Source organism: Solirubrobacter soli DSM 22325 (assembly GCF_000423665.1).
GTDB lineage: Bacteria > Actinomycetota > Thermoleophilia > Solirubrobacterales > Solirubrobacteraceae > Solirubrobacter > Solirubrobacter soli.
Map to the genome: position 1 here is coordinate 404,471 of NZ_AUIK01000001.1, position 24,508 is coordinate 428,978.

A 24,508-nucleotide genomic window follows, 5' to 3' on the forward strand; every position below is an offset into this window, starting at 1 on the left:
GCGGAACCCGTGAGAACGTGGCTGCCATGGACGAAATCGTTGGCGCGCAAGACCGCGCCGCCCTTTTCCGGCAAGGGATCACCATCGTGGACGCGCGCCGCGAGGACGGGAAGCTCCGCCTGGAGGTCACCGGCGGAGATGACGAGCGCGTGATCGGCGAGATCCGTGCCCGATTCGGCGCTGACACACAGGTCGCGGTCCGCGACGCGTATCCGCGGCAGCTGTGCGTGACCCGATGCGCCGGCTACATGGAACGCGAGCCGAAACGACTGCAGCTTCGGTGGGTGCTGTGGCCGAACGAGACGATCGCGGACATCGTGGTCGTCGAGGACGACGAGTCAGTGGTCGTCCTCGGTCTGAAGTCCGTCTCGTTCGAGCGGACGGACGATGACCCCTGCGAGTGCCCGACGCACGTGTACCTGGAGCAGCCGCTCGGCGACCGGACGGTCTACGACGCGTGCGGCGGTGACGAGATCCGATACAAGAACGTCTACGACGAGATCAAGGCGCGAATGGCCGGCATCTGATCCGCGGCGACCAGCCGCACGCCGACGGGCGGTTGACCGCACGTGCACTCACCGGCTGGCGCCCTCCAGCGCGCGGTCCGCGGCAGGCAAGATTCGCCTCGTGCTGAAGCGAACCTCCTCCCCGCTCCCCAGCCAGGCCTCGGCCGCCAATGCGCTCTCACCGGCGGTCGACGCTCGCGGACATGGCAGCGCAGCCATGAACGCCCACACACGTTGGCGCTGACCACGCCGAACGTCTCTCTCAAATGCAGAACAGCCGCCAACAGGCGGCTGAACTGCGTTAAGGGGACGCGGTGTGGGTGCGAGGCGAGGCTCAGACGCCCGGGGCGTTGCCGTTCGAGCTGCCCGGGTCCGGCGTGGCGTCGAGGAGCGCGAATCGCACCTGGGTGCCGTCGAACTGGGCGTCGAGGATCTTGTCGTCGAGGGCGGCGGCGACCGGTTCCTCGAGGTAGACGTGGGCCCCGCCTTGGTCGACGGTCTGGTCGGTCGGCCGGGGCTCGGCCGCGAGGCTGATCTCTAGCGGCGTGCCCTGCGGCGTCGGCGACCCGACCGAGATCCGGAGCCCGGGGTCGGGCTCGAGCCCAGAGCCGACAGAGAGTTGCCGGACTGCCTCCGCCGCGTTGTCGGTGATCGTCAGCATCGACGTTCCCTTCGTGTCGTTGGCGTCAACCCACGGCTACCACGATGGAGGCGACGAGGACCCGCGAACGTCGCATGACTGACCACCGCGCGGCGCGGCGCGGCAGCGGGGTCGGCGGCGCAGCGGGGCGGCGCGGCGCGGGGCGGAGCGGGGCGGCGCGGCGCGGTCCGGGGCGTGCGACGCGGCGGCGCGGCGCGGCGGCGCGGGGCGCGGCGCGGGGCGGCGCGGGGCGGAGCGGGGCGGCGCGGCGCGGGGCGGCGCGCGGCGCGGCGGCGCGGGGCGTGCGACGCGGCGGCGCGGGGCGGTCCGGGGCGCGCGGCGCGGCGGCGCGCGGCGCGGCGCGGCGGCGCGGGGCGGCGCGGCGGCGCGGGGCGGCGCGGCGGCGCGGGGCGGCGCGGCGGCGCGGGGCGGCGCGGCGGTGCGGCGCGGCGGCGTGGGTGGGGGTGAGCCGCCAGCGGTCCGGCGGGTAGCCCCACCCACGTTCACCGGCGAGCACCATCAAGAAGCGAGCGGCAAGAGAGCAAGCTGTGAAACGTGCTGAAGCGAACCTCCTCCCCGCTCTCCAGCCAGGCCTCGACCGCCTATCACGCGCTCTCATCCGCGGTCGACGCTCGGACTCTCGGCAGCGCAGCCAAGGGCTCCATCAGCGTTGGTGCTGACCACACCGGCGCGTACATCTTCTAGAGACAGAACTCCCTGCAGCGCAGCCGAGCCCCGAGTCCCCCGGGGCTCGGCTTCGCCGCTACCGCCGTATTCTCCGCCGACCGATGGATGACGCGGAGCTGAGATTGCGGCTGTGGGACGGCTTCGCCGCCCTGCAGACGCTGCTCGGCGGGTCCGCGCGCAATGGGTGGGTGCTGCGCAAGCCCGGGCTGGTCGCGAGCATCGTGCCGAGCGCCCCGGATTCGCCTGCGCTGAATGCCGCGGTGGCGCTCGATCCGAACGTCGCGGTCGAGGCGCTCCCCGAGCTCGAGATCACCTACGGGGATGCGGGCGTCAGACGGTGGGCGGTGTGGATCGACGGCAACGCCCGCCACGTCACGACGCAGTTCCGCGAGCAGGGCCTTGCGATCGCCAGCGCGTCCCCCGGCATGGGCGCCTCGATCCAACACCTGGGCATCGACCTCACCACGGCGAACGACCGCCCGAACGCGGGACTCAGAACGGTCGGCAGGGTCAATGACCTCGCCTACGGGAACGTCGACGCCCGGCTCGAACGAACCCTGACCACGCTGGAAGAAGGCACGCTGCGCGGCTACAAGGCCGATCTGAACGGCGCGCCGGCGGCGGTGGCGCTCGCGCTGCACCACGGCGAGGACTGCGGGGTCTCGTTCGTCGCGACCGTCCCCCAAGCGAGACGGCACGGGCTGGCGACGCAGGTGATGCGCTCCGCGCTGGCCGACGCCAACCGGCACGGCCTGACCACGATCACGCTGCAGGCGACCGAGCTGGGCGAGCGGCTGTACGCGCAGCTGGGACTGAAGCGACTGGGGCCGATGGAGCTGTGGGAGCATCGCCGATGAGCCTCAACCCCGCGCTCGAGGACATCCACTTCTGCCCGCGCTGCGGCAAGACGCCGACGGTGAACGCACCCCGCAGCATCACCTGCGCCCACTGCGGCTACGGCGCCTTCTACAACCCGAAGCCGGTGGCGGTGGTCATTCCGGTCACGGAAACGCAAGAGATCATCCTCATGAGAAGGGGCTTCGAACCGCAACGCGGTCACTGGTCGCTTCCCAGCGGGTTCGTGGACCTCGGAGAGACCGTCGAAACCGCGGCAGTGCGCGAAGTCAAAGAGGAACTGGACCTTCGGGTGGAGATCACGGGCCTCGTGGGCGTTTATTCGCGTGCAGAGGATCGTACGGTGGTTGTGGTCTACGCGGCCGCCGCGAAGGGCATCCCCTCCACGTCGGAGGAGGCCCTTGAGGTGAGGGCGTTCGCGCCGATCGATATCCCATGGCAGGACCTGGCTTTCTGGAGCGAAGAGCGCGCATTGGTGGACTACCTTGGCTCAAGGTCAAGGCCCGCGCGCTCCTGAACGTCCGACGGCTCCTCGCCCTCGTCCTGGTCTTCGCCGCCACGCTGCTGGGCGGCTATCTCGCGCTGGTCAGCTATCACGACGAGGATCGCCTCTCCGTGGGCGAGATCCGGATGTCGATCGACCCGGGCCACAAGGGGGCGCTCGACGTCTACGTGCCGCTGGTCGACTGGGGCGCGCGATTTGAGGCGATCCGCGCGCCGATCCGCATCCGCGTCGACCTGCAGACGATCGACCGGACCGTGGCGCAGCAGCTCGCCGAAGGCCAGCAACTCGACGTCCAGCAGGTCCGCACCGAGGCCCGCGACGCGCTGGCCGCCTACCTCAAGCGACTGATCGCGCTCGTCGTCGCCGCCGCGCTCCTGCTCGGCCTGCTCGTCGCCTTCGCGATCCGATCGCGCGTGCCGCGCCTGAGATGGACCTCCCTCCTGGCGATCGTCACGAGCCTCGGCATCGGGGCCGCGCTGATCACCTTGATCCCGCCGCGCGGGGAGATCTCGGACCCGCAGTACTACGCCCACGGCCCGGACATCCCACGCGCGCTCGAGGCCGTCGAGGCGGCGCGGCGGACGAGCGGCGTCCTCGACCAGGAGCTCGACGCGCAGCTGGTCGGCCTCGCCCGCCTCGTCGTCGCGCCCGGTCGCCGGCGCAGCCTGAGCAACCAGCCGGTGATCACCGTCGCGAGCGACCTGCACAACAACACGGTCGGCCTCGGCGTCCTCGAGCGGCTCTCCAACGGCGGCCCGGTGTTCTTCGTCGGCGACCTGACGGACCGCGGCAGCCAGCTCGAGACGTCCCTCGTCAAGCGCGTCGCCCACAGCGGCAAGCCGTTCGTCTTCGTGACCGGCAACCACGACTCCGACTACCTGAGCCGAGCGCTCGCGGGCGAGGGCGCGATCGTGCTCACGAGAGAAGGCCGCATGCGCGAGGACGGGACGACCGACCATCGCCTGGTCCACACCATCGAAGGCCTGCGGGTCGCGGGCTACGACGACCCCTACGAGCGCCGCTCGGCCGAGTCGTTCAAGGATCGCTACAACGCGGCCCCCGACCCCGCCGAACAGGACAAGTTCACGGGCTGGCTGACGCCATTGATCGGGAAGGTGGACGTCGTGATGGTGCATGAGCCGGCGCTGATCGCGCCCGCCCTGCAGGTCCTCAAGGACAAGCCGCCGGAGAAGCCGCTCGTCTTCCTGGTCGGCCACACCCACACCGCGGCACTGAACAAGCAGCCCGGCGTGACCGTCATCAACGGCGGTTCCGTCGGCGCGGGTGGCACGGGCAACCTGACCGAGAAGACGAGCCTCGGCATCGCCCGCTTCGTCTACACGCTCAAGCCCGCCTTCCAGCCGCTGGCGGCGGACCTGGTCTCGATCGACCCGGGCACTGGTTCAAGCAGCGCCCGGCGGGAGCGCCTCGATCCCGAGTAGATAGGGTCAATCCCACGTTGTGGGATGAGCTGCTGGAGCTGGACCGCGCCCGTGTGTGGCACCCGTACGGGCCGATGCCCGCGACGCATGCACCCCTGCCCGTGGTCGAGGCGGAGGGAGTGCGGCTGAGGCTCGCCGACGGCCGCGAGCTGATCGACGGGATGGCGTCGTGGTGGTGCGCGATCCACGGCTACCGCCACCCGGTCATCGACGAGGCGATCCAGGACCAGCTCGGCCGGATGGCCCACGTGATGTTCGGCGGCCTCACCCACGAGAACGCGATCCGGCTCGCCCAGAGACTCACGGACTGGACCGGCCTCGACCACGTCTTCTTCGCCGATTCCGGCTCCGTGTCCGTCGAGGTCGCCATCAAGCTCGTCCTGCAGTACTGGCACGGGGAACGCCGTCAACTACTCACCTGGCGCGGCGGGTATCACGGGGACACGTTCGGCGCGATGGCGGTGTGCGACCCCGACGGCGGCATGCACTCGATGTGGAAGGGCACGCTGGCGGAGCACGTCTTCGCCCCGCTGCCGGAATGGACCCCCGAATGGCGGGATGAGGTCACCCGTCTGTTCGAGACGCACACGCTGGCGGGCGCGATCGTGGAGCCGATCGTGCAGGGTGCGGGCGGCATGCGCTTCCACCCGCCCGAATGCGTACAGCACCTCCGTGACCTGTGCGACACGCATGAGGTTCCCCTGATCCTGGACGAGATCGCGACGGGCTTCGGCCGCACCGGGACGCTGTTCGCGGCCGCCGAGCACGCGGACATCCTCTGCCTCGGCAAGGCTCTGACCGGCGGCTACATGACGCTGGCGGCGACGCTGTGCACGGCGGCGATCGCGGAGCGCCTGAACGGGCCCCTCATGCACGGACCGACCTTCATGGCCAACCCGCTCGCGACCGCCGCCGCGCTGGCGTCAACCGGCCTTCTCATAGACGGGAGTTGGCGCGCGGAAGTTGCGCGCATCGAGCGCGGATTGTCAGCCGGCTTGCCGAACGGGCGGGTGAAGGGCGCGATCGGCGTGATCGAGCTCGACCACCCCGTCGACATCGCCAAAGTCACACGAACAGCGGTCGACCACGGCGTCTGGCTGCGCCCGTTCCGGAACCTGATCTACACGATGCCGCCCTACATCACGTCCGACGAGGACCTGCAGCGCATCACGGAAGCGATGGTCGCATGCGCATCGTCGTGACCGGGACCGACACCGGCGTCGGCAAGACGTACGTCTCCGCGGCGCTGTGCGACGAGCACACGACCTACGTGAAGGCCGCGCAGACCGGGGATGACGACGACGCGGGAACGGTCGCACGGCTGAGCGGCGCGAAGACGCACACCCTCGCGCACTACCCCGAGCCGCTCTCGCCCGAGCGCTCCGCAGCGCGTGCGGGTGTCGAGTGCATCACGCCCCGCGAGATCGCCGAGTTCGTCGACGGATTGCAGGGCCGCGTGGTGATCGAAGGAGCCGGCGGGCTGCTGGTGCGATTCGGCGACCAGGGGACGATCGCGGACGTCGCGGAGCTGCTGCAAGCACCGATCGTCCTCGCCGTCCGCGCCGGCCTCGGCACCCTCAACCACACCGCGCTCACGGTCGAGGCCATACGCCATCGAGGGCTCACCCTCCTCGGCCTCGTGATCGGGTCGTGGCCGGCGGATCCCGACCTCGCAAGCCGCTGCAACCTCGACGACCTCGCGACCATCGCCCCCGTTCTTGGCAAGCTTCCTGAAGGCCAGGCCCCCAGACTGGAGATCCCCGCATGATCCTCGACATCGCCCGTGAGCAGGTCCTCGAGCAGGGCATCGGCCTGTCCGAGGCGCAGACGCTCGAGGTCCTCCGGCTGCCGGACGAGCGGGTCGACGACGCGCTCGAGCTCGCCCATGAGGTCCGGATGCGCCACTGCGGGCCTGAGGTGGAGATCGAGGGGATCGTCTCGATCAAGACGGGCGGCTGCCCGGAGGACTGCCACTTCTGCAGCCAGTCCGGGCGCTTCGAGACGCCGGTCCGCGCCGTCCGGCTGGACATCCCGAGCCTCGTCGAAGCGGCGAGGGAGACGGCACGCACGGGCGCGACCGAGTTCTGCATCGTCGCCGCCGTCCGCGGCCCCGACGAGCGCCTGATGGCGCAGGTGCGCGAGGGCGTGAAGGCGATCACCGACAACGTCGAGATCAACGTCGCGTGCTCGCTCGGCATCCTCACCCGCGAGCAGGGCGAGGAGCTGCGCGACCTCGGCGTGCACCGCTACAACCACAACCTCGAGACGGCCCGCAGCCACTTCGGGAACGTCGTCACCACGCACACGTGGGAGGAGCGCTTCGAGACCCTGCAGCTCGTCCGCGAGATGGGCATGGAGGTCTGCTGCGGCGGGATCATCGGCATGGGCGAGACGCTCGAGCAGCGCGCCGAGCTCGCCGCGCAGTTCGCGGCGCTCGACCCCGACGAGGTCCCGCTGAACTTCCTCGACCCGCGCCCCGGCACCCCGTTCGCCGACTTCGAGCCGGTGCCCGCGATGGACGCGCTGCGCACGATCGCCGCCTTCCGCCTCGCGCTGCCGCGGACGATCCTGCGCTTCGCCGGCGGCCGCGAGCTGACGCTGGGCGACCTCGGGGCCCGCCAGGGCATGGTCGGCGGCATCAACGCGGTGATCGTCGGCAACTACCTGACGACGCTCGGCCGCGACCCGCAGGAGGACCTCGACCTGCTCGCCGAGCTGAGCATGCCGGTGAAGGAGCTGAGCAAGACCCTGTGACGTACTGCGCGGGCTGCGGGAAGGACGCGATCGGCGATCACAGCGGCTGTCTGAAGCCGCTCGACCCGCCCCGCTTCTGCACGACCTGCGGCCGCAAGCTGAAGGTGCAGGTGCTGCCGACCGGCTACCGGGCCGAATGCGTCCGCTGCCCGACATAGACCCCGCCCTGCACCGGACGCTGCGCACGATCGAATCCGCGCAGGGCCCGACGGTCACGCTCGACGGGCGCGAGGTGCTCCACCTGTGCTCGAACGACTACCTGGGCCTGGCGGGTGACCCACGCGTCGCGCAAGCGGCGGCCGAAGCAGCGCAGCGCTGGGGCTCCGGCGCCGGTGCCTCGCCCCTCGTCAGCGGCCACATGGGCATCCACGTCGAGCTCGAGCAGCGGCTGGCCGAGCTCAAGGGCACCGAGGCGTGCGTGCTCTTCGGCTCCGGCTTCCTGGCCAACATGGGCGTGATCGCGGCGCTTGCGACCGACGGCGTCGTCGCATCCGACGCTCTCAACCACGCCTCGATCGTCGACGGCTGCCGGCTCGCCCGCGCGCAGACGCTCGTCTACCCCCACGGGGAGGTCCCGGAGCAAGCCGACGTCATCGTCACCGACGCCGTCTTCAGCATGGACGGCGACATCGCCGACCTGACCGCGCTGGTGGAGACCGGCGCCCGCGTGATCGTCGACGAGGCACACGCGACCGGCGTGATCGGCCCAAGCGGACGCGGGCTCGTCCACGAGCTCGGCCTGCAGCACGACGTCATCACGATCGGCACCCTCGGCAAGGCGCTCGGTTCCTACGGCGCGTTCGTCTGCTGCGACGCCAAGACCGCCGACGTGCTCGTCAACCGCGCCCGCACGCTCATCTACAGCACCGCGCTCCCGCCGCCGAGCGTCGGCGCCGCGATCAAGGCCCTGGAGCTCATGCCCGAACGGGTCCCGCTCCTGCACGAGAACGCCCGCACGCTTCGAGCCATGCTCGGCGTCGAGGTCAACGACATGCCGATCGTCCCGCTCGTCTTCGGCACGCCCGAGGCCGCGCTCGACGCCAGCGCGAAAGCCCTCCAACAGGGCGTCTTCGCCCAGGCGATCCGCCCGCCCACGGTCCCGCGAGGGACCTCCCGGCTGCGCCTGGTCGCCACCGCCGCCCATCGCGACCTCTCCGTTTATGAGAACGTTATGAACGAGTTGGGCTATGCTGTGCGGCGAAGGGAAGTAGTCCCAACGGGTGACGTACGTCAACACGGCCGATAACGGCCCGGCGTCACCGGCCTGAAGCCAGGCGGACGAAACCTTCTCCACCTACCCAGGAGAAGACCCCTTGCTACTCGCCGCTGCCGCCGAAGCCGACAAGCTCAACCTCGACATCTCGATCGGGATGTGGGGCATCCTCGCGGCCGTCATCGTCGTCATGCTCGCGTTCGACCTGTTCGTCTATGCACGCGGGCACATCCCGAGCGTGCGCGAGAACTCCCTGTGGTCGATCGGGTGGATCCTGGTCGCCCTGGCGTTCGGCGCGGTCTTCTGGGCGTGGCAGGGTTCGGAGGCCGGCTCGCAGTACCTCGCGGGCTATCTGCTGGAGCGTTCGCTCTCGCTCGACAACATCTTCGTCTTCGCGGTGATCCTGAGCTACTTCGCGGTGCCCGGGGAGAAGGTCCAGGGCAAGGTCCTCGCGTGGGGCATCATCCTCGCGCTCGGCCTGCGGCTGATCTTCATCATGATCGGCGCGGCGCTGCTGGACGCCTTCCACATCACGTTCTACGCGTTCGGCGCGATCCTGCTCTACACCGCGTACAAGCTCGCCCGCCACGACGACACCGAGATCGAGCCCGAGCACAACCCGCTGCTCAAGCAGCTCCGCAAGCGGGTGACGATCACCGACGACTACGACGGCGACAAGCTGTTCACGAAGGCCAACGGCAAGCGAGTCGCCACGCCGCTGCTCGCGGTCTTCATCGTGATCGCGTCGACGGACATCCTGTTCGCGGTCGACTCGATCCCCGCGATCTTCGCCATCACCCAGGAGTCGTTCATCGTCTTCGCGGCCAACGCGTTCGCGCTGATCGGCCTGCGGGCGCTCTACTTCCTGCTCGTCGGGCTGATGGACCGCTTCGTCTACCTGACGCAGGGGCTCGCGTTCATCCTCGCGTTCATCGGCGCCAAGATGCTGCTGATCGACGTCTGGCACATCCCGATCTGGCTCTCGCTGTCGGTGATCGTGGGCACGCTCGCGGCGACCGCGGTGCTGTCTATGCGGGCAGAGCCGAAGGCGCACACTCCGGCATAGCGATCTGCACGTGCTCGTGCGTGCACGGCTGGCCCGCCGCGACGTGGAACCGGCGGGCCGCCAGGTTCATCACGACTGACGCGACCGTCTCGGTCCGATCCGCCCACGGCTCGCTCGGATCGACGTGACGGCAGACGCCCTTCGGGTGCGACTCGTGGCTGCGCAGCGCATCCAGCAGCGGCTGGCTGCGGACCACGTCCAGCCGCGGGAGCGTGCTCGGGGACTCCTCCGGCGTGGTGTCGTGGCCGCTGCGCGGGGCGACGAGGAAGTGGTTGGTGTGGGCGCCGACCTGACCGCGGATGACGTTGGCGCCGCCGGGGTTGAGCTCGATGCTGGCGACGTCGTTGGGCTGCGCGACGGTGACCGCCGAACTGGCGCTCGTGCGAGCGCCCGTGAGCAGCGTGACGGCGTCGTCGACCGTCCGGCACGTCTGCAGCGTCTGCCGCAGCAGGAGGTGGATCGGCGTGCCGTCCAGGCCGCCGTCGGCGGTCGTGTTGAGGAGGTTCAGGCAGACGCCGAGCCCGGCGTCGTTGAGACCGATCTTGGCCAGGATGCCCGCCTCGGTGAGCGTCGCGAACCAGCCGTGCTCGTGCTCGACGATCCAGACGACCGTCGAGGCCGCCGCGTCCGGATGCCAGTCCCAGTTCTGGGCGAGCAGCCCGCCGGCGCCGACCACCGAGCACTCCGTCGGGCCCTGGCCGGCCAGGATCTCGGTGCGGGCGTTGGCGGCGCGCAGCTCGAGCTCGTCGAGCCCCGATCCGGTCGCGATGCCCCTGATCTCCTCGTCGGCCTCAGGCGTGAGCCGGACCTTCGAACCCTCGATGCGGGCGTTGACGCCGGCCGTCTCCGCGAACATCCGGCGGTAGAGCGCGAGCGTGTTGGCGATGGGAGCGGCCTGCGCGCGCCCGAACGCCTCACCGCGCTCGTAGGGCGTGCGCTCGCTCGAGCGGTGGACGGGGAATGTCATCCCACCACGAAGGCTGCCACATCCTCGTGACGGGCGAACCACACCTTCGCCTTCGCCTTCATCGCCACGATCAGCCCATCCAGCAGCTGTGCGCGGTAGCCGCGCCCGATCACCTCCGGGTGCATCGTGTACGTGATGTGACGCCGATCCTCGAGCGCCGAGTCGAACTCGCGCAGCCAGGTGTCCAGGAACGCCTCCGGCGCGGTGAACGCGTCCCCGCGCCCCGGCTTCCAGTGCAGGTGCGGCCAGTCGTCGAGGCTCCAGTGCACCGGCAGCTCGAGCAGCCCGTCGTAGAGATAGGGCCGGTCGTCGCCCATGAGGCTCGAGTCGTAGCCGAACCCATAGTGCTTGAGCAGGTTCAGGGTCTCCGGCGTGAGCTCCCAGCTCGGGCTGCGGTAGCCCTTCGGCGTGACACCCAGGCGACCCCGGAGCGCCCGGATCCCCTTGTCGATCTCCTCCTCCTGCTCGAACGGCGAGATCGCGTCGCTCTGCTTGTGCAGGTAGCCGTGGTGGCCGATCTCATGCCCGTCCTCGATCACGGCCTCGATCGCCCGCGTGTGGCGCTCGGCGGTGTCGCCGGGCACGTAGAACGTGCCCTTGATGTCGTGTCTGCCCAGGATCTCGAGGATCCGCGGCAGCCCGCGCGTGACCCCGAAGCGGCCCTCGCTCAGCGTGCTCAGGCGGCCGGCGTAGGCGGGATCGCTGCCCAGCCACCCCGACTCGGCGTCCACGTCGAAGGTCAGCGAGACCGCCACCTCCGCCTGATCCGGCCAATCCGATCGCATCATCCGGTTGCAAATCCTCCCGAGAACTGGAAGTTTGCCGGACGTGGGGGGCATTCGGTTGTGGGCGGCGTCGGCCGTCATCCTCTTCGCCATGCCGGTGGCCGTTGCGCACGCCGGCACCTATGACGTCCGGTCCTGCGGCGCCAATTCGCCGCAGGCGTTCACGGTCGCCAACGAGAGCCCACAGACGATCGCGAGCGGGACCGTGTGCCCGCAGAGCGGCTCGCGGCTGCTGAGCGGGATGTACGCGGGCGTCATGAGCTCGGGCTTCACGTTGGCCCGCGCCGGCGCCTCGTGGACGATCGCCGCGCCCGCCGGCCTGACGTTGCAGCGGCTGGACCTCAAGCGCTCGCTCGGGCGGGTCAGCTCGTCCTGGTACGTGACGGCGTCGACCCCGGCGAAGGTCCTCGAAGCGTGCGACCAGGGCGACCCCGCGACCTGCCGGCTCGGCAACGCCGGAGGCGAGATCACGGCCTACACCGACCTGAACGCGCCGTCGGTGACGTTCCGGCTCGAATGCCACCCGCCGGAGGAGGACCTCGCGTGCGTCGGCCGCAACAGCACGCAGGCGTGGGTCGCCATCTACAACGCCACCGCCCGCGTCAACGACCCCGCCCCGCCGGTGTTCGAGCCGCTCGGCCTCGCGCCCGGCTGGCACAGCGGCATCGAGCCGCTGACGGTCGCGGCCGCCGACCCGAGCGGGATCAAGTCATTGAGCGTCTCGGCCGGCACCACCTCGCTCGTCGAGCGCAAGCAGACCTGCGACTACACGCGCATGCAGCCCTGTCCGGCGAGCGCGCGCGAGTCGCTGTCGATCGACACGACCAAGCTCGCCGACGGGACGTACCCGGTGAAGGCCGTCGCCACCGACGCGGCCGACCAGGCGGCGGCCGCCACGACCGAGCTCAGGATCGACCGGCGCGCGCCGGCGGCCCCGCAAGCGCTCGCCGTCCAGAGTGAGGCGGACGGCACGACGGCGTTCGTCTGGACCAACCCCGACCAGGGGACGGCGGCGCCGATCGCCGCCGCCCACTACGAGGTGTGCGGCACCGCGTGCGTCGAGGGAGTGGCCACCGGGCCCGCGATCGCTCGACTCGACTCCGTCGTCCTCCCCGCCGGCTCGAACCTCGTGCGCGTGTGGCTCGAGGACCAGGCCGGGAACGCGGACCGCGCGAACGCCGCGACCCTGACGGTCGACCCGTCCATCGTCAGCGCGCCACGGCCGATCGACCTCAACCCGCCGGTCTTCGCCGCCGGCGCCGCGCCCGCCTTCCGCGTCACGAGCGCGCGCCGCAGCGGGTCGACGCTGACGCTGAGCGGGACGATCGCCAAGGCGGCGACCGCGCGGATCACCGCCAAGGTGACGCACGGCCGCGCCTCGGTCACCGCTCAGGCGAAGCCGAAGAACGGCCGCTGGACCGTCAAGCTCAAGCTGAGCTCTGCGTTGCGCCGCTCGAGCGCGCTGTCGGCGACGCTCACGTTCGCCGGTCAGACCGCCTTCCGCGGCTCGACCATCCGCCGCCAGCTCACGAAGCGGCCACGGACGGACGAGTTCCGCATCAAGGCTTAGGCCGGAGCGCGCAGCGCCACGCCGACGAGCTCGTCCGCCGGGACCGGGCGGCCGAAGTGATAGCCCTGGCCGAGGCGGCAGCCGAGCGCACGGAGCGCATCGACCTGCTCGGGCTCCTCGATGCCCTCGGGGATGAGCACGAGGCCGAGCGACTCGCCCATGGCGACGATCGCCTCGAGCAAGGCGGTGTCGGTGGTGGCGTCGCGGGTGAAGGAGCGGTCGATCTTCAACACGTCCATCGGGAAGCGGCGCAGGTAGGACAGCGAGGAGTAGCCCGTGCCGAAGTCGTCGATCGCCAGGCGCACGCCCAGGCGGCGCAGGTCCTGGAGGCGCTCGGCCTCGAAGTCGGCGACGAGCGAGGACTCGGTGACCTCGAGGACGAGCCGGGCGGGGTTCAGGCCGCCGTCGGCCAGGGCGGTCGCCACCTCGTCGACGAAGCCCGGCTGCTCGAGCTGTGCGCCCGCGACGTTGACGCTCAAGTACGGCGCGCCGGACCAGAGCGCGGCCTGGCGGGCGGCCTCGCGCAGGACCCAGCGGCCCAAGGGGACGATCAGCCCGGTCTCCTCGGCCAGCGGGATGAACTCACCCGGACCGAGGAAGCCACGGACGGGGTGCTGCCAGCGCACGAGCGCCTCGAAGCCGGCGACGCGGCCCAGGTCGAGGTCGACGATCGGCTGATAGTGCAGGCGCAGCTCGTCGTTCTCGATCGCGCGCTCGAGCTGCTCGCGGCGGTCCAGGCGCTCGACCGCGCGGATGTGCATGTCCTCGGTGAAGAACGCGCAGCGGTTGGTTCCGGCGGCCTTGGCGGCGTACATCGCCAGGTCGGCGTTGCGGAGCAGCTCGGGGCCGGAGAGCGTGGTCGCGACGCCGACCGAGGCGCGCAGGTAGAGCCGCTTGCCCTCGAGCATCAGCGGAGCGCTCAAGACGGAGAAGATCCGGTCCACGAACGCGTCGAGGTCGGTCACCTCGACGGCGAGGATCGCGAACTCGTCCCCGCCCAGGCGGGCGACGGTGTCGCCCTCGCGCAGCGCGTTGCGCAGACGCTCGCCGCAGATCTCGAGCAGCCGGTCGCCGGCGGCGTGGCCGAGCGAGTCGTTGACCTGCTTGAACTCGTCCAGGTCCAGGAACGCGACGACGGCGGGCGCGCCGCCGGCCAGCGTGTCGGCGATGCGCTGCTCGAACAGCGGGCGGTTCGGGAGCCCGGTCAGCGAGTCCTCGAACGCGAGGCGGCGCAGGTGGTCGTCGCGCAGCCGGCGACGACCGGCGCGATCGAGCAGGGCGAGCAGCGCGGTCAGACCGACCACCAGCAGCGCCATCACCGCGACGGTGCCGATCCACGAGAAGCGATCGCTGCGGACGGCGACCTCGCGGTTGTTCTCGGCGGCGCCGCGCAGGCGGGTGCTGAGGTTCGCGCTCGCCGCCTCGACGGTCACGTCCATCGCCTGGGCACGCTCGAAGTCGCGGGCGCGCAGCAGCGCGAACTCGTCCTCGATCGCGGGCCGCAGCCGCTCGAACGCCGCGAGCGCGTTGGCGGCTCCGAGGCTGCCCTTGTGGCGCAGCAACCGAAGCTCGTCGCGCATGGACTCCAGGCGCGCGGTCAGCTCGGCCTGGACGGTGAGCGGGACGCGGCGGCGCGCTGTCGCCTCCCACTGCAGCGCGCTGACGCGGTTGGCCTCGGCCTCGACGGCGATCAGCGCCATGTAGCGCGAACGGCGCTCGTCGGCGTGGCGATGCAGGGCGGCGATGCCGAGCGTCGCCGCCGTCGCGACCAGCGCGACGACGGTGGCGATCAGGATGGTCCGCTTCCCCCGCATACTCCCCAGGGTGTTCGGCGGCAGCGGGCGCCGCTTGATGCGCTACGAGCCCAGCGTTGCCTTCGTCACCTTCCCGAGCGCGTTGCGCGGCAGCGCGTCCAGGTAGCGAACCTCGCGCGGGCGCTTGTACGGGGTCAGCAGCGAGGCGACGTGGTCCGCGAGCTCCCGTTCCCCCGGACGGGGGAGGCCGTCCTCGACGACGACCCAGGCGATGATCCGCTCGCCGAGGTCGGCGTCCGGCTCGCCGGTCACGGCCGACTCGACGATCGCGGGATGCTCGTTCAAGGCGTTCTCGATCTCGCCGGCGCCGATCTTGTAGCCACCGCTCTTGATCAGGTCCGTCGAACGGCGGCCGACGATCCGGATGTAGCCGTCCTCGGCGCGTGTCGCGACGTCCCCGGTCGCGAACCAGCCGTCGCGGAACGCTTCCGCGGTCGCGTCCGGGCGATTGAGGTACGACAGGAAGAGGTTCGGGCCGCGCACCTGGATCTCGCCGACCGTCTCGTCGTCCCAGACGTCCAGCTCGTCGCCCGAATCGTCGACGAGCCGCACCGACACGCCGTCGACCGGCAGCCCGACCGTGCCGGGACGGCGGTCGCCGGCGGCGCGGATCGCGGTGTTCATCAGCGTCTCGCTCATCCCGTAGCGCTCGACCGGCAGGAGCCCGCAGGCGGCGGAGATCCGCGCGTGGTCCGCGGCGGGCAGCGCCGCCGAGCCGCTGACCAGGAGCCGGGCCGAGCCCACCGCGCGCGCCAGCGTCGAGGACGCTTCGAGGTCCGCGGCGAGCCGGTGGTACATCGTCGGCACGCCGAAGAGCATCGTCGCGCGTCCCGACAACGCCTCCGCCGCCGCCTCGGAGGAGAAGCGCCCGAGATGCCACGCGGCGCCGCCGGCCCGCAACGGCCCGAGCATGCCGAGGATCAGCCCGTGCACGTGGTAGAGCGGGAGACCGTGGGCGACCACGTCCTCCGCCGTCCAGTCCCAGGCGGCGTAGAGCGCATCCAGGTTGGTCGCGATCGCCCGCCGTGGCAGCAGCACGCCCTTGGGCGGCCCGGTCGTGCCCGAGGTGTAGAGGATGATCGCGGGCGCCTCGTCGTCGATCTCGCGGGTCGGCAGCGTCCCCGCCGCGGTCACGTCCACCGGCTCGTCGCGCCCGAAGATCAGCTCGGGCCGCGAGTCGCCGAGGATGTGCTCGAGCTCGCGCGTTCCGGCCTTGGGGCTGACCGGGACGATCGGGACCCCCGCGGCCAGCGCACCCACGACCGCGACCACCGTCTCGAGCGAGTTCGTCGCCCACACCGCCACCCGCGACGCACCGGCCACGCGCTCGGCGACCGCGCCCGCCGCGGCACGCAGCTGCGGGTAGGTCAGCGCGTCGTCGCCGACCCGCACCGCCTCGCCCTCTAAGTCTTCGTTCAAACCTTTCAGGAGCACACCGAAGTTCTATCCGGTGCAAATCCGCGGCGACCTGCCGATCACCCGGGTCGATCATGCCCGGCACCACCGCACCCCGCGCCCTTGTCGTCGACGACGCCCCGGAGAACCGGATGCTCGTCAGCGCCCTGCTCGTGCAGCAGGGCTTCGACGTCGCCCAGGCCGAGGACGGGGAGGCCGCCGTCAAAGCGGCCTCCCTCAATCCACTCGACCTGATCGTCCTCGACCTCGGCCTGCCCGACATCGACGGCGTCGAGGTCTGCCGGCGGGTGCGCGAGTTCTCCGACGCCCACGTCCTGATGCTCACCGCGCAGGACACCGAGCTCGACAAGGTCGTCGGCTTCGAGGCGGGCGCTGACGACTACGTCACGAAGCCGTTCAGCGTCGCCGAGCTCGTCGGCCGCGTGAAGGCCGTGCTGCGGCGCGCGAACAGCAGCGCGCGGAGCCAGGTTGCGACCACCGCGGACGAGATCCTGCGCACGTTCGGCGGTCTGACGGTCGACGCCCCGGCCCGCGAGGCCAAGCTCGACGGCGCGGTCCTCGACCTCACCCGCATCGAGTTCGACCTGCTCGACACGCTCACCGCCGAGCCGCGCGTCGCCTTCAGCCGCGCCCAGCTGCTCGAGCGCGTGTGGGGCGAGAACTGGTTCGGCGACGACCACCTCGTCGACGTCCACATCTCCAACCTGCGCCGCAAGCTCGCCGACGACCCGCGCTCGCCCGACTTCGTGTGCACCGTGCGCGGCGTCGGGTACCGGATGGGCGCCGGTCGGTGAACCGGACAGCGTTGGCGGCGCCCCCGCTCGCGCTGCCCGAAGCCCTCGAGGAGGGCATCCTCATCTGGGACCCGCACGGCGTGGTCCTGAACGCCAATGAGGCGATGGCGCGGCTGATCGGCGCGCCGGTCGATGCGCTGATCGGCCAGCCGTCGGACCCGAGCGCGCTGCTCGCGCCGGGCGGCGGCACGATCCCGCCCGAGCAGCTCCCCGCCGCGCGGGTCGAGCGCGCCAAGTCCCGCGTCGACCAGGAGTTCGGCATCCCGCACGCCGACGGCGGTCACGTGTGGGTCGCCGCCCGCTCGGCGCCGCGCCCGGACGGGACGATCATCAGCGTCTACACGCCGATCAGCGAGGCCGAGGCCAAGGCCCGCGCGAGCGCGCGGATCGCCACGCTGGTCGACGACTCCCCCGACCTGGTGTGGATGTTCGACGCGCACGGGCTGATCGAGTACGCCAGCCCGAGCTTCAGCGCCACGCTCGGCCTGCGCCAGGACGAGGTGATCGGCCGGCTGTGGCGCGCCCTCACCCACCCGCTCGACGTCCCCGTGCTGCGCGCCGCGATCGGCGACGCCGGGCCCGACGAGCCGCGCACCGGGATCATCGAGGTGCGCCTGCGCAAGGCCGACGGCACGTGGGTGTGGGTCGAGGGCCAGGCGACGCTGCGCTTCCGCGGTGGGACCGCGATCGCGGTCGAGATCATCGGCCGCGACGTCACCCGCACCCGCGCCGCCGAGGACGCCGGCCGCCGCCTCGGCGAGCAGCTCAAGGCGCTCGTCGCCGGCGCGCCCTACGGGATCCTGATGCTCGACCAGACCGGGCACATCGCGGTCGTCAACGAGCAGGCCTGCTCGCTGCTGGACCTGGACGAGCGCCCGGAGGAGCTGATCGGCCGCGACACTAACGTGATCATGACCGCGATGGAGCGCATCCTCGCCGAGCCCGAGCGCGACGTCGCGCGACTGCGGGAGGTCGCCAAGACCGGCGAGACCGTGCGCTTCGTGTCGATCGACTGCGCCGACGGGCGCCGGATCAGCTACGACCATGTCCCGCTCGGCGAGGAGGGCGCGGCGGGGCGGCTGTGGTCGTTCCGCGACATCACGCATCTCAAGCTCGCCGACGAGGAGCAGCAGCAGTTCCTCGCCACGATGAGCCACGAGATCAAGACGCCGCTCTCGGGCATCGCGGGAGCCGCCGAACTGCTCTGCAACTCCGGGTTGCCGGACGCCGAGCGCGAGCTCGCGGTCGTGATCGCCGATGCCGCGCAGGCGCTGGGCGGGCTGGTCCGCGACACGCTCGATGTCACCCGCGCGGAGGCCGGCCGTGCGCAGCCCGAGTCCGAGGACTACGACCCGCGGCGCCTGCTGACCTCGATCGCCGGCGTCCTGCGCCCGAGCCTGCGCGGCCGCCCGCTCGAGCTGCTGGTCGAGGTCGACCCGGAGGTCCCGGACGCGCTGCGCGGCGACCCGGCGCGGGTGCGCCAGATCGTGCTCAACCTCGCATCCAACGCGGTCAAGTACACGGAGTCCGGCCACGCGCGCATCGGCGCCCGCATCGACGACGACCGCGTGCTGATCACCGTCTCCGACACCGGCCGCGGGATCGCCGAGGAGGACCTGCAGCGGCTGTTCGAGCCGTGGACGCGCAACCACACGCGCGCGTGGGCGGGAACCGGGCTCGGGCTCTCGATCGCCCGCCGCCTCGCCCGCGCGATGGGCGGCGATGTCACGGTGATGTCAGAGCTCGGCACGGGGTCCGCGTTCACGCTCGAGCTGCCGCTCGAGCAGGGCGAGCTCAGGCCCGTCGCGGCGGCGCGGGTCACGAACACGTTGTCGGCGAGCCGCGTGCTCGTCGCGGAGGACGACGCGGCGCTGCGCAGGTTGATCGGCATGCAGCTCGAGCGGCTGGGCGCGCAGCCGACGCTCGTCCCGGACGGGAAGGCCGCGGTGGGCGCGGCGATCGACACGGCCTACGACGCGATCCTGCTCGACCTGCGCATGCCGGTCATGGGCGGGTTCGACGCGGCGGCCGCGATCCGTGATCGCGACCCGAACATCCCGATCCTCGCGCTGACCGCCGATACCGCCGCCGAGGACGTCGAGCGCTGCCGCGCCGCCGGCATGGACGGGCATATCGCCAAGCCGGTCACGCTGCCGGCGCTGCGCGAGGAGCTCGAGCGCCGGATCGCGCCGGTGATCGACGACGGGCTGCTCGACGAGCTCGCCGAGAGCCTCGGCGGCCGCGCGCTGGTCGACCAGATGCTCCACGTGTACCGGGACAGCCTGCCGGAGCGGCTCGAGAAGCTGCGCGCGGCGACCGCCCCGGAGACGCTGCGGGAGGCCGCGCACGCGTTGCGCTCCCCGAGCGCCGGCTTCGGGATCGCGCGCCTCGCGGCGCGGCTGCAGGTCGTCGAGACCGCCGCGCGAGCGGGTCGGATGGCCGAGCTCGGCCCTTCGCTCGTCGCCGCCGCGCACGCCGATCGCGCGCTCGCCGCACGCTTGAGCACTTCTTGACAGTGCGTCGACCGGACCTTGAGGTCCGGTTCCGATACCTGGAGCATGAAGATGCTCCGCAAGCGTGATGCCGTCCCGACCCTCGCCGATGATCCGGTCGTTGCTCAGCTCAAGGACCGTCTGACCAGCCTGCACGACAATTGCCTGACGGACCTGGCCGGTGGACTGCGCGCGATCAACGGCTCCGACCTCACCGTCGCCGTCACCCCGGTCACGTCGCCGATCGACGCCGTCTCGGACGACCCCACGGTGCAGGAGCTGGTGAAGCTCTTCAACAGCATGCTCGACGTCGCCCAGTCGGCGATCGGCGACTACAACGCGATGCGCGAGGACCTGCGCGTCGCGCTCGGAGACCACTCCGTCCTGCACGATCTCCAGCCGCGCCTCGTCAGCCTGACCGACCACTGCCTGACCGGCCTCGGGACCGGCCTGGCCGCCGTCGCCGAGGGCGACCTCACGGTCGACGCCCACCCGGTGACGACCCCGATCGCGGGCGAGAGCATCGGCCAGCTCGGGGAGACCTTCAACCGCATGCTGTCGATGGCCCAGGGCGGGCTGGAGAGCTACAACGCGATGCGCGGCCGCCTGCACGACCGCGTCGGCGGCATGGTCAACGAGATCGGCGCGCTCGCCTCCCAGGTCGAGGCCTCCTCGCAGGAGCTGTCCTCGAGCGCGCAGCAGACCGGCGCGGCGATGGGCGAGATCGCGATCGCCGTCGGCGAGGTCGCCCACGGCGCCGAGCGTCAGGTCGAGCTCGTCAACTCCACCCGCGGCGCCGCCCACGAGGCGGTCGAGATGGCCGAGAAGGCGCGAGAGGTGGCCAAGACCGGCGTCCGCCTGACGGGCGAGATCGCCAAGGTCGCCGAGCAGACGAACCTGCTCGCTTTGAACGCCGCGATCGAAGCCGCCCGCGCGGGCGAGGCGGGCCGCGGATTCGCGGTCGTCGCCGACGAGGTGCGCAAGCTCGCCGAGACCGCGTCCAAGACCGTGGTCGAGACCCGCGCCGCCTTCGACGGCCTCGCCCAGAGCATCGACGACGTCTCGGGCTGCGTCGACCGCGTCGCCGGCGTCACCGTCCAGGTCTCCACGGTCGCGGGCGACACGAGCGCCGCCACGCAGCAGGTCGCCGCCTCCGCCCAGCAGTCCAGCGCCTCCACCCAGCAGGTCGCTTCCACGAGCGACGAGCTCGCCCGCCTCGCGACCGAGCTCAACCGCCTCGTCGCCGAGTTCGCCGTCTAAACCCCACATAAAGGGTCTGACCCCTTATCTCGCCGTTAGGTTCATCGACGGCGCTGCGCCGTGGCGCAACCTAAACCCCACCTAAGGAGTCTGACCCTTTATGTGGTGTTTAGGTTGCGTAGGCGGGCATGAGCCAGCGGCGGAGGAGCATGGCGAGGTGGGCGGCGGCGCCGTGGTCGGTGAGCATCGAGTAGTGGTCGCCGCCGCTGCCGAGGCGCTCGACCGGGCCGTAGCGGTCCCAGCCGAGCGCCGAGCTCTCGGGGAGGAGTGAGGCGGAGGCTTTGACGACGGTCAGCGGTGTGCCCGACGGGGTGTGGCCGGCGATCAGGCGGTGGTCGCGCAGGACGCGGGTGGAGTGCTCTTCGAAGCAGCGCTCGACCGCGGCGGGTGCGGTGTCGGCGCGGAGGGCGCCGACGGCGATCGCGGCCTCGCGGATGCCGTCCAGCGTCAGCTCGGACGGCGTCACGGTCAGGCCCTTGCGCGCGCCGACGTACATGGCGAAGGAGCGCAACCGCGCGGCCTCGTCCGGTTCCTCCGCGCCGGGGGCGGGCGCGTCGAGGAGGACGACCCGCCGGGCGGGCGCGGCCAGCGCGTCGGCGACGGCGCCACCGACGCCCCAGCCCACGAGCACGCGCGGCGCGCGGGTCGTGCCCAACCGACCGCGCAGCCGCTCGGCGAGCGAGGAGACCGTCAGCGTCGGGTCGGCCGCCCAGAAGCGGTTGACGGTCTCGAGCTCGAGCACCTTGACCGGCGTCCCGGCGGGCAGGTGCGAGGCGAGCCGCGCCCAGCAGGACGCGGACAGCGCCCCGGGATGGATGACGCACAGCTCCGTGGCAGGCATACACCTGTCAGAGCCGTCACCGCAGCGCCTGATACACCAACCTGTGGTAGTCGGGGACGTCCATCAGGAACGAGTCGTGTCCCCACGGGGATTCGACCTCGTGGTGCGTCACGTCCGCCCCCAGTGCGCGCAGCTGCTCGAGCATGTACAGCGAGTGCTCGGTGCCGAAGCGCCAGTCGGAGTCGAACGACACGAGCGTGAACGTCGTGTCAGGCGCGGTGACGTCCTCCGCGAACGGGTCGTAGTAATCCATCACCCGCGACAGGTACAGGTACGAGTGCGGGTCGAAGCGCTCGAGGAAGATCTTCGCCTGATGGTCGAGGTAGTGCTCGACCTCGAAGTCCGACGCGAGCGTCATGCCGTTCGCCGGCGGGCGCCGGTTGCGGCTGAACTTGCGCCGCAGCGACTCCTCCGACACGTAGGTGATGTGGGCCATCATCCGCGCGACGTCCATCGCGTCGTGGGTGAGGATCGCGTGGCGGGCGACTTTGCTGAACGCGATGTTGCCCGCCGTGAGCCGCGCCGTCGCGCACACCAGCACGGCGCGCTCGATCTCGTCCGGGTGATCGAGCGCCCACTGCAGGATCTGCATCCCCCCGAGCGACCCGCCCACCGCGGCGTGCACCTTCGTCACACCCAGCTCGCGCAGCAGCCGCCGGTGCACCTCGGCCATGTCGCGGATCGTGAACAGCGGGAAGTCCAGGCCGTAGCGCTCGCCCGTGGCCGGGTCGATCGACGTCGGCCCGGTCGTCCCCTTGCACCCGCCGAGGATGTTGGCGCAGATCACGTGGAAGCGATCGGTGTCGACCGCCTTGCCCGGCCCGATCAGCGTGTCCCACCACACGGCGGCCTCGGCATCCCCGGTCAGCGCGTGGGAGATGTAGACCACCGGGTCCGCTGGGTTCCCGTAGCGCGCGAACGCGATCTCGAGCGGCGCGACGTGCGCGCCGCTCTCGAACGTCAACCCCTCGTCGAGGCTGAGCGTCTCAACCACGGGTGCGTCGTGAAGAGATGACACCGGTGTCGAAGCCCGCGAGGTGCAGGCCGCCGTGGAAACGTGCATGTTCGATCTTCACGCAGCGGTTGGAGACGACGTTCAACCCTGCGCCGTGGGCGATCTCGACCGCCTCGTCCGAGTGCAGCCCGAGCTGCATCCAGAGCGTGCCCGCACCCGCCGCGACCGCCTCACGGGCGACGCCGGGGAGCTGATCCGCGCGGCGGAACACGTCGACGATGTCCGGCGGACCGGGCAGGTCCGCCAGCGACGGGTAGCACTTGACGCCCAGGATCTCGGTCTCGTTGGGCGTGACCGGCCAGACCTCGTAGTCGGCGCTCGAGGACAGCAGGTAGGTGAGGACGAAGTTCGACGCCCGCGCGGGGTTGGCCGACGCGCCGACGACGGCGATCGTCCGCGCGCGGCGCAGGATGTTGCGGCGCTTGGTCGCGCCCGGCGGCTCCCACGTGGTCGTCATCCGAGTGCCTTGTCGAGGTCGTAGATGATGTCGTCGACGTCCTCGATGCCGATGCTCAGACGGACGAGCTCCGGCAGCACGCCCGCGGCCTCGAGCGCGTCCGTGGAGAGCTGCCGGTGCGTGGTCGAGGCCGGATGGATGACCAGCGTGCGCGTGTCGCCCACGTTGGCCAGGTGCGAGCACAGCTCGACGTCGCCGATGAAGCGCTCGCCCGCCTCGCGCCCGCCCTCGACGCCGAACGAGAACACCGCCCCCGGGCCCTTCGGCAGGTACTTCTGCGCGAGCGCGTGGTTCGGGTCGCTCGGCAGCCCGGCGTAGCGCACCCAGCTCACGCGCGGGTCCGCGTCCAGCCACTCGGCGACGCGCTGCGCGTTGGCGACGTGCGCCTCCATCCGCAGCGGCAGCGTCTCCATCCCCTGCAGGATCAGGAACGCGTTGAAAGGCGACAGCACCCCGCCGAGGTTGCGCAGGCCCTCGACGCGCAGCTTGGTCGCGAAGCCGTACTCGCCGAAGTTGTCCCAGTAACGCAGGTTGCCGTACGTCGCCACCGGCTCGGTCATGACCGGGAAGTTCCCGTTGTCCCACGGGAAGCGGCCGGAGTCCACGATCGCGCCCGCGATCGACGTGCCGTGCCCGCCGAGGTACTTGGTCGCCGAGTGGACGACGATGTCGGCGCCGAAGTCCATCGGGCGGCACAGGTACGGCGAAGCCAACGTGGAGTCGACCGCGAGCGGGACGCCCGCGTCGTGCGCGACCTTCGCGAGCGCCTCCAGGTCGGCCACCGTGCCCGCCGGGTTGGCGACGATCTCGGTGTAGACGAGCTTCGTGCGCCCGGGCTGGACCGCGGCGGCGAAGGCGGCGGGGTCGTCGGGCGCGACGAACGTCGTCTCGATGCCGAGCCGGCGCAGCGTGACATTGAGCAGCGTGTAGGTGCCGCCGTAGAGGGCGCTGGAGGAGACGATGTGATCGCCCGCGTCGCACAGCTGCGTGAAGAGCAGCGTCTCGGCCGCTTGGCCCGATCCGGTGGCGACGGCGCCGATGCCACCTTCGAGTGAAGCGATCCGCTCCTCGAACGCGGCGACCGTCGGGTTGCCGACGCGCGTGTAGATGTTCCCGTACTTCTGCAGCGCGAACAGGTCGGCGGCGTCCTCGGTGTTCTCGAACACGAACGAGGTCGTCTGGTAGATGGGTACCGCGCGCGCTCCCGTGGTCGGGTCAGGGCGCGCGCCGGCGTGGATCGCGCGCGTGCGCATTCCCCAATCCCGGTCCTCAGGGTCACTCATGGGCCATGACGGTACTGGCCCGTCCGCCAGATCTGGGTTTTTCGGCGCGTCTACTGCGGTGACGCGGTTTCCGCTACCCGTTCACCCCGGTGGGGGAGGTGGAAGTGGCGACCCGCGAGGGATCCGTGGGACAGTAAGCACCTTCC

General features: G+C 71.3%; 23 protein-coding genes. 14 read left to right on the forward strand and 9 right to left on the reverse strand.

Annotated elements, in window-relative coordinates:
• The first annotated feature begins 26 nt into the window (after positions 1 to 26).
• Positions 27 to 527: a hypothetical protein gene (locus G569_RS0101980; protein ID WP_028062168.1), complete on the forward strand. Its 501-nt coding sequence runs from the start codon at positions 27 to 29 to the stop codon at positions 525 to 527.
• A gap of 313 nt (positions 528 to 840) precedes the next feature.
• Here G569_RS0101980 and G569_RS0101990 read toward each other — a convergent pair whose 3' ends face one another.
• Positions 841 to 1,167, reverse strand: coding sequence for a hypothetical protein (locus G569_RS0101990; RefSeq protein ID WP_028062169.1), 327 nt, complete (start codon positions 1,165 to 1,167; stop codon positions 841 to 843).
• A gap of 767 nt (positions 1,168 to 1,934) precedes the next feature.
• Between G569_RS0101990 and G569_RS0102000 the strand changes: the two genes are divergently transcribed.
• The 9 genes from G569_RS0102000 (at position 1,935) to G569_RS44860 (ending at position 9,668) form a co-directional block, all read left to right on the forward strand.
• A complete protein-coding gene (locus G569_RS0102000; RefSeq protein ID WP_028062170.1) occupies positions 1,935 to 2,690 on the forward strand; it encodes a GNAT family N-acetyltransferase in 756 nt (251 codons plus the stop codon).
• Entirely contained in the window at positions 2,687 to 3,205 is a 519-nt protein-coding gene (locus G569_RS0102005; protein ID WP_028062171.1) for an NUDIX domain-containing protein, read from the forward strand. The genes G569_RS0102000 and G569_RS0102005 overlap by 4 nt, the downstream gene beginning before the upstream one ends.
• On the forward strand, positions 3,124 to 4,635 hold the full coding sequence (locus G569_RS44845) for a metallophosphoesterase family protein (RefSeq protein ID WP_084284047.1): 1,512 nt from the start codon (positions 3,124 to 3,126) through the stop codon (positions 4,633 to 4,635). The genes G569_RS0102005 and G569_RS44845 overlap by 82 nt, the downstream gene beginning before the upstream one ends.
• A 74-nt stretch (positions 4,636 to 4,709) precedes the next feature.
• The gene (gene bioA, locus G569_RS0102015) at positions 4,710 to 5,837 is read left to right on the forward strand and encodes an adenosylmethionine--8-amino-7-oxononanoate transaminase (RefSeq protein ID WP_371683448.1); all 1,128 of its coding nucleotides are present in this window, start codon (positions 4,710 to 4,712) and stop codon (positions 5,835 to 5,837) included.
• Complete coding sequence (bioD, locus tag G569_RS44850) at positions 5,822 to 6,403, forward strand: dethiobiotin synthase (protein WP_037494195.1); 582 nt, start codon at positions 5,822 to 5,824, stop codon at positions 6,401 to 6,403. Before bioA ends, bioD begins: the two co-directional genes overlap by 16 nt.
• Positions 6,400 to 7,389 (forward strand): biotin synthase BioB, encoded by a 990-nt coding sequence (gene bioB / locus G569_RS0102025; protein ID WP_028062173.1) that lies wholly within the window; start codon positions 6,400 to 6,402, stop codon positions 7,387 to 7,389. Before bioD ends, bioB begins: the two co-directional genes overlap by 4 nt.
• The gene (gene bsaP / locus G569_RS63645) at positions 7,386 to 7,547 is read left to right on the forward strand and encodes a biotin synthase auxiliary protein BsaP (RefSeq protein ID WP_169542048.1); all 162 of its coding nucleotides are present in this window, start codon (positions 7,386 to 7,388) and stop codon (positions 7,545 to 7,547) included. The genes bioB and bsaP overlap by 4 nt, the downstream gene beginning before the upstream one ends.
• A complete protein-coding gene (locus G569_RS44855) occupies positions 7,526 to 8,635 on the forward strand; it encodes an aminotransferase class I/II-fold pyridoxal phosphate-dependent enzyme (RefSeq protein ID WP_064750238.1) in 1,110 nt (369 codons plus the stop codon). Before bsaP ends, G569_RS44855 begins: the two co-directional genes overlap by 22 nt.
• Positions 8,636 to 8,702: 67 nt before the next feature.
• Positions 8,703 to 9,668: a TerC family protein gene (locus tag G569_RS44860; RefSeq protein WP_211232886.1), complete on the forward strand. Its 966-nt coding sequence runs from the start codon at positions 8,703 to 8,705 to the stop codon at positions 9,666 to 9,668.
• On the opposite strand, the gene G569_RS0102045 is transcribed toward G569_RS44860, so the two are convergent.
• On the reverse strand, positions 9,631 to 10,635 hold the full coding sequence (locus tag G569_RS0102045; protein WP_028062174.1) for a C45 family autoproteolytic acyltransferase/hydrolase: 1,005 nt from the start codon (positions 10,633 to 10,635) through the stop codon (positions 9,631 to 9,633). The genes G569_RS44860 and G569_RS0102045 overlap by 38 nt on opposite strands.
• Positions 10,632 to 11,423, reverse strand: a complete 792-nt coding sequence (locus G569_RS0102050; protein WP_028062175.1) for a polysaccharide deacetylase family protein — start codon at positions 11,421 to 11,423, stop codon at positions 10,632 to 10,634. Before G569_RS0102050 ends, G569_RS0102045 begins: the two co-directional genes overlap by 4 nt.
• Positions 11,424 to 11,511: 88 nt before the next feature.
• Here G569_RS0102050 and G569_RS0102055 point away from each other — a divergent pair, with 88 nt between their 5' ends.
• A complete protein-coding gene (locus G569_RS0102055; protein WP_157591760.1) occupies positions 11,512 to 12,990 on the forward strand; it encodes a hypothetical protein in 1,479 nt (492 codons plus the stop codon).
• Here G569_RS0102055 and G569_RS44865 read toward each other — a convergent pair.
• Together G569_RS44865 and G569_RS0102065 are read right to left on the reverse strand one after the other, a co-directional pair.
• A complete protein-coding gene (locus tag G569_RS44865; protein ID WP_053225708.1) occupies positions 12,987 to 14,804 on the reverse strand; it encodes a putative bifunctional diguanylate cyclase/phosphodiesterase in 1,818 nt (605 codons plus the stop codon). The two genes, G569_RS0102055 and G569_RS44865, sit on opposite strands and share 4 nt — an antisense overlap.
• A 42-nt stretch (positions 14,805 to 14,846) precedes the next feature.
• Complete coding sequence (locus G569_RS0102065; RefSeq protein ID WP_245602340.1) at positions 14,847 to 16,223, reverse strand: acyl-CoA synthetase; 1,377 nt, start codon at positions 16,221 to 16,223, stop codon at positions 14,847 to 14,849.
• A gap of 71 nt (positions 16,224 to 16,294) precedes the next feature.
• Between G569_RS0102065 and G569_RS0102070 the strand changes: the two genes are divergently transcribed.
• The 3 genes from G569_RS0102070 to G569_RS65865 are packed head-to-tail and all read left to right on the forward strand — an operon-like array spanning position 16,295 to position 20,766.
• Positions 16,295 to 17,014: a response regulator transcription factor gene (locus G569_RS0102070; RefSeq protein WP_053225710.1), complete on the forward strand. Its 720-nt coding sequence runs from the start codon at positions 16,295 to 16,297 to the stop codon at positions 17,012 to 17,014.
• Positions 17,011 to 19,527, forward strand: coding sequence for an ATP-binding protein (locus G569_RS57045; RefSeq protein ID WP_169542049.1), 2,517 nt, complete (start codon positions 17,011 to 17,013; stop codon positions 19,525 to 19,527). The genes G569_RS0102070 and G569_RS57045 overlap by 4 nt, the downstream gene beginning before the upstream one ends.
• Before the next feature lie 51 nt (positions 19,528 to 19,578).
• Positions 19,579 to 20,766 (forward strand): methyl-accepting chemotaxis protein, encoded by a 1,188-nt coding sequence (locus tag G569_RS65865; RefSeq protein WP_157591761.1) that lies wholly within the window; start codon positions 19,579 to 19,581, stop codon positions 20,764 to 20,766.
• A gap of 109 nt (positions 20,767 to 20,875) precedes the next feature.
• On the opposite strand, the gene G569_RS0102085 is transcribed toward G569_RS65865, so the two are convergent.
• From G569_RS0102085 to G569_RS0102100, 4 genes are read right to left on the reverse strand one after another with little or no spacing between them, the layout of a single operon-like run.
• The gene (locus G569_RS0102085; protein WP_028062180.1) at positions 20,876 to 21,607 is read right to left on the reverse strand and encodes an alpha/beta hydrolase family protein; all 732 of its coding nucleotides are present in this window, start codon (positions 21,605 to 21,607) and stop codon (positions 20,876 to 20,878) included.
• A gap of 16 nt (positions 21,608 to 21,623) precedes the next feature.
• Entirely contained in the window at positions 21,624 to 22,601 is a 978-nt protein-coding gene (metX, locus tag G569_RS0102090) for a homoserine O-acetyltransferase MetX (RefSeq protein ID WP_037494199.1), read from the reverse strand.
• The gene (locus G569_RS0102095; RefSeq protein WP_028062182.1) at positions 22,594 to 23,079 is read right to left on the reverse strand and encodes a CoA-binding protein; all 486 of its coding nucleotides are present in this window, start codon (positions 23,077 to 23,079) and stop codon (positions 22,594 to 22,596) included. Before G569_RS0102095 ends, metX begins: the two co-directional genes overlap by 8 nt.
• On the reverse strand, positions 23,076 to 24,362 hold the full coding sequence (locus G569_RS0102100) for an O-acetylhomoserine aminocarboxypropyltransferase/cysteine synthase family protein (RefSeq protein ID WP_028062183.1): 1,287 nt from the start codon (positions 24,360 to 24,362) through the stop codon (positions 23,076 to 23,078). Before G569_RS0102100 ends, G569_RS0102095 begins: the two co-directional genes overlap by 4 nt.
• Between the last annotated feature and the right edge of the window lie 146 nt (positions 24,363 to 24,508).

Excerpts from the sequence above, each read along its gene's own strand:
- G569_RS44865 (WP_053225708.1), bottom strand. The coding sequence starts at position 14,804 with ATGCGGGGGAAGCGGACCATCCTGATCGCCACCGTCGTCGCGCTGGTC.
- G569_RS44845 (WP_084284047.1), top strand. The coding sequence starts at position 3,124 with ATGGCAGGACCTGGCTTTCTGGAGCGAAGAGCGCGCATTGGTGGACTA.
- G569_RS0102005 (WP_028062171.1), top strand. The coding sequence starts at position 2,687 with ATGAGCCTCAACCCCGCGCTCGAGGACATCCACTTCTGCCCGCGCTGC.
- bioA (WP_371683448.1), top strand. The coding sequence starts at position 4,710 with ATGCCCGCGACGCATGCACCCCTGCCCGTGGTCGAGGCGGAGGGAGTG.
- G569_RS0102045 (WP_028062174.1), bottom strand. The coding sequence starts at position 10,635 with ATGACATTCCCCGTCCACCGCTCGAGCGAGCGCACGCCCTACGAGCGC.
- G569_RS0102100 (WP_028062183.1), bottom strand. The coding sequence starts at position 24,362 with ATGAGTGACCCTGAGGACCGGGATTGGGGAATGCGCACGCGCGCGATC.
- G569_RS0102000 (WP_028062170.1), top strand. The coding sequence starts at position 1,935 with ATGGATGACGCGGAGCTGAGATTGCGGCTGTGGGACGGCTTCGCCGCC.
- G569_RS0102085 (WP_028062180.1), bottom strand. The coding sequence starts at position 21,607 with ATGCCTGCCACGGAGCTGTGCGTCATCCATCCCGGGGCGCTGTCCGCG.
- G569_RS0102095 (WP_028062182.1), bottom strand. The coding sequence starts at position 23,079 with ATGACGACCACGTGGGAGCCGCCGGGCGCGACCAAGCGCCGCAACATC.
- G569_RS0102070 (WP_053225710.1), top strand. The coding sequence starts at position 16,295 with ATGCCCGGCACCACCGCACCCCGCGCCCTTGTCGTCGACGACGCCCCG.
- G569_RS0101980 (WP_028062168.1), top strand. The coding sequence starts at position 27 with ATGGACGAAATCGTTGGCGCGCAAGACCGCGCCGCCCTTTTCCGGCAA.
- G569_RS0101990 (WP_028062169.1), bottom strand. The coding sequence starts at position 1,167 with ATGCTGACGATCACCGACAACGCGGCGGAGGCAGTCCGGCAACTCTCT.
- G569_RS65865 (WP_157591761.1), top strand. The coding sequence starts at position 19,579 with ATGCTCCGCAAGCGTGATGCCGTCCCGACCCTCGCCGATGATCCGGTC.
- G569_RS0102055 (WP_157591760.1), top strand. The coding sequence starts at position 11,512 with ATGCCGGTGGCCGTTGCGCACGCCGGCACCTATGACGTCCGGTCCTGC.
- G569_RS44855 (WP_064750238.1), top strand. The coding sequence starts at position 7,526 with ATGCGTCCGCTGCCCGACATAGACCCCGCCCTGCACCGGACGCTGCGC.
- bioB (WP_028062173.1), top strand. The coding sequence starts at position 6,400 with ATGATCCTCGACATCGCCCGTGAGCAGGTCCTCGAGCAGGGCATCGGC.
- G569_RS0102050 (WP_028062175.1), bottom strand. The coding sequence starts at position 11,423 with ATGATGCGATCGGATTGGCCGGATCAGGCGGAGGTGGCGGTCTCGCTG.
- bioD (WP_037494195.1), top strand. The coding sequence starts at position 5,822 with ATGCGCATCGTCGTGACCGGGACCGACACCGGCGTCGGCAAGACGTAC.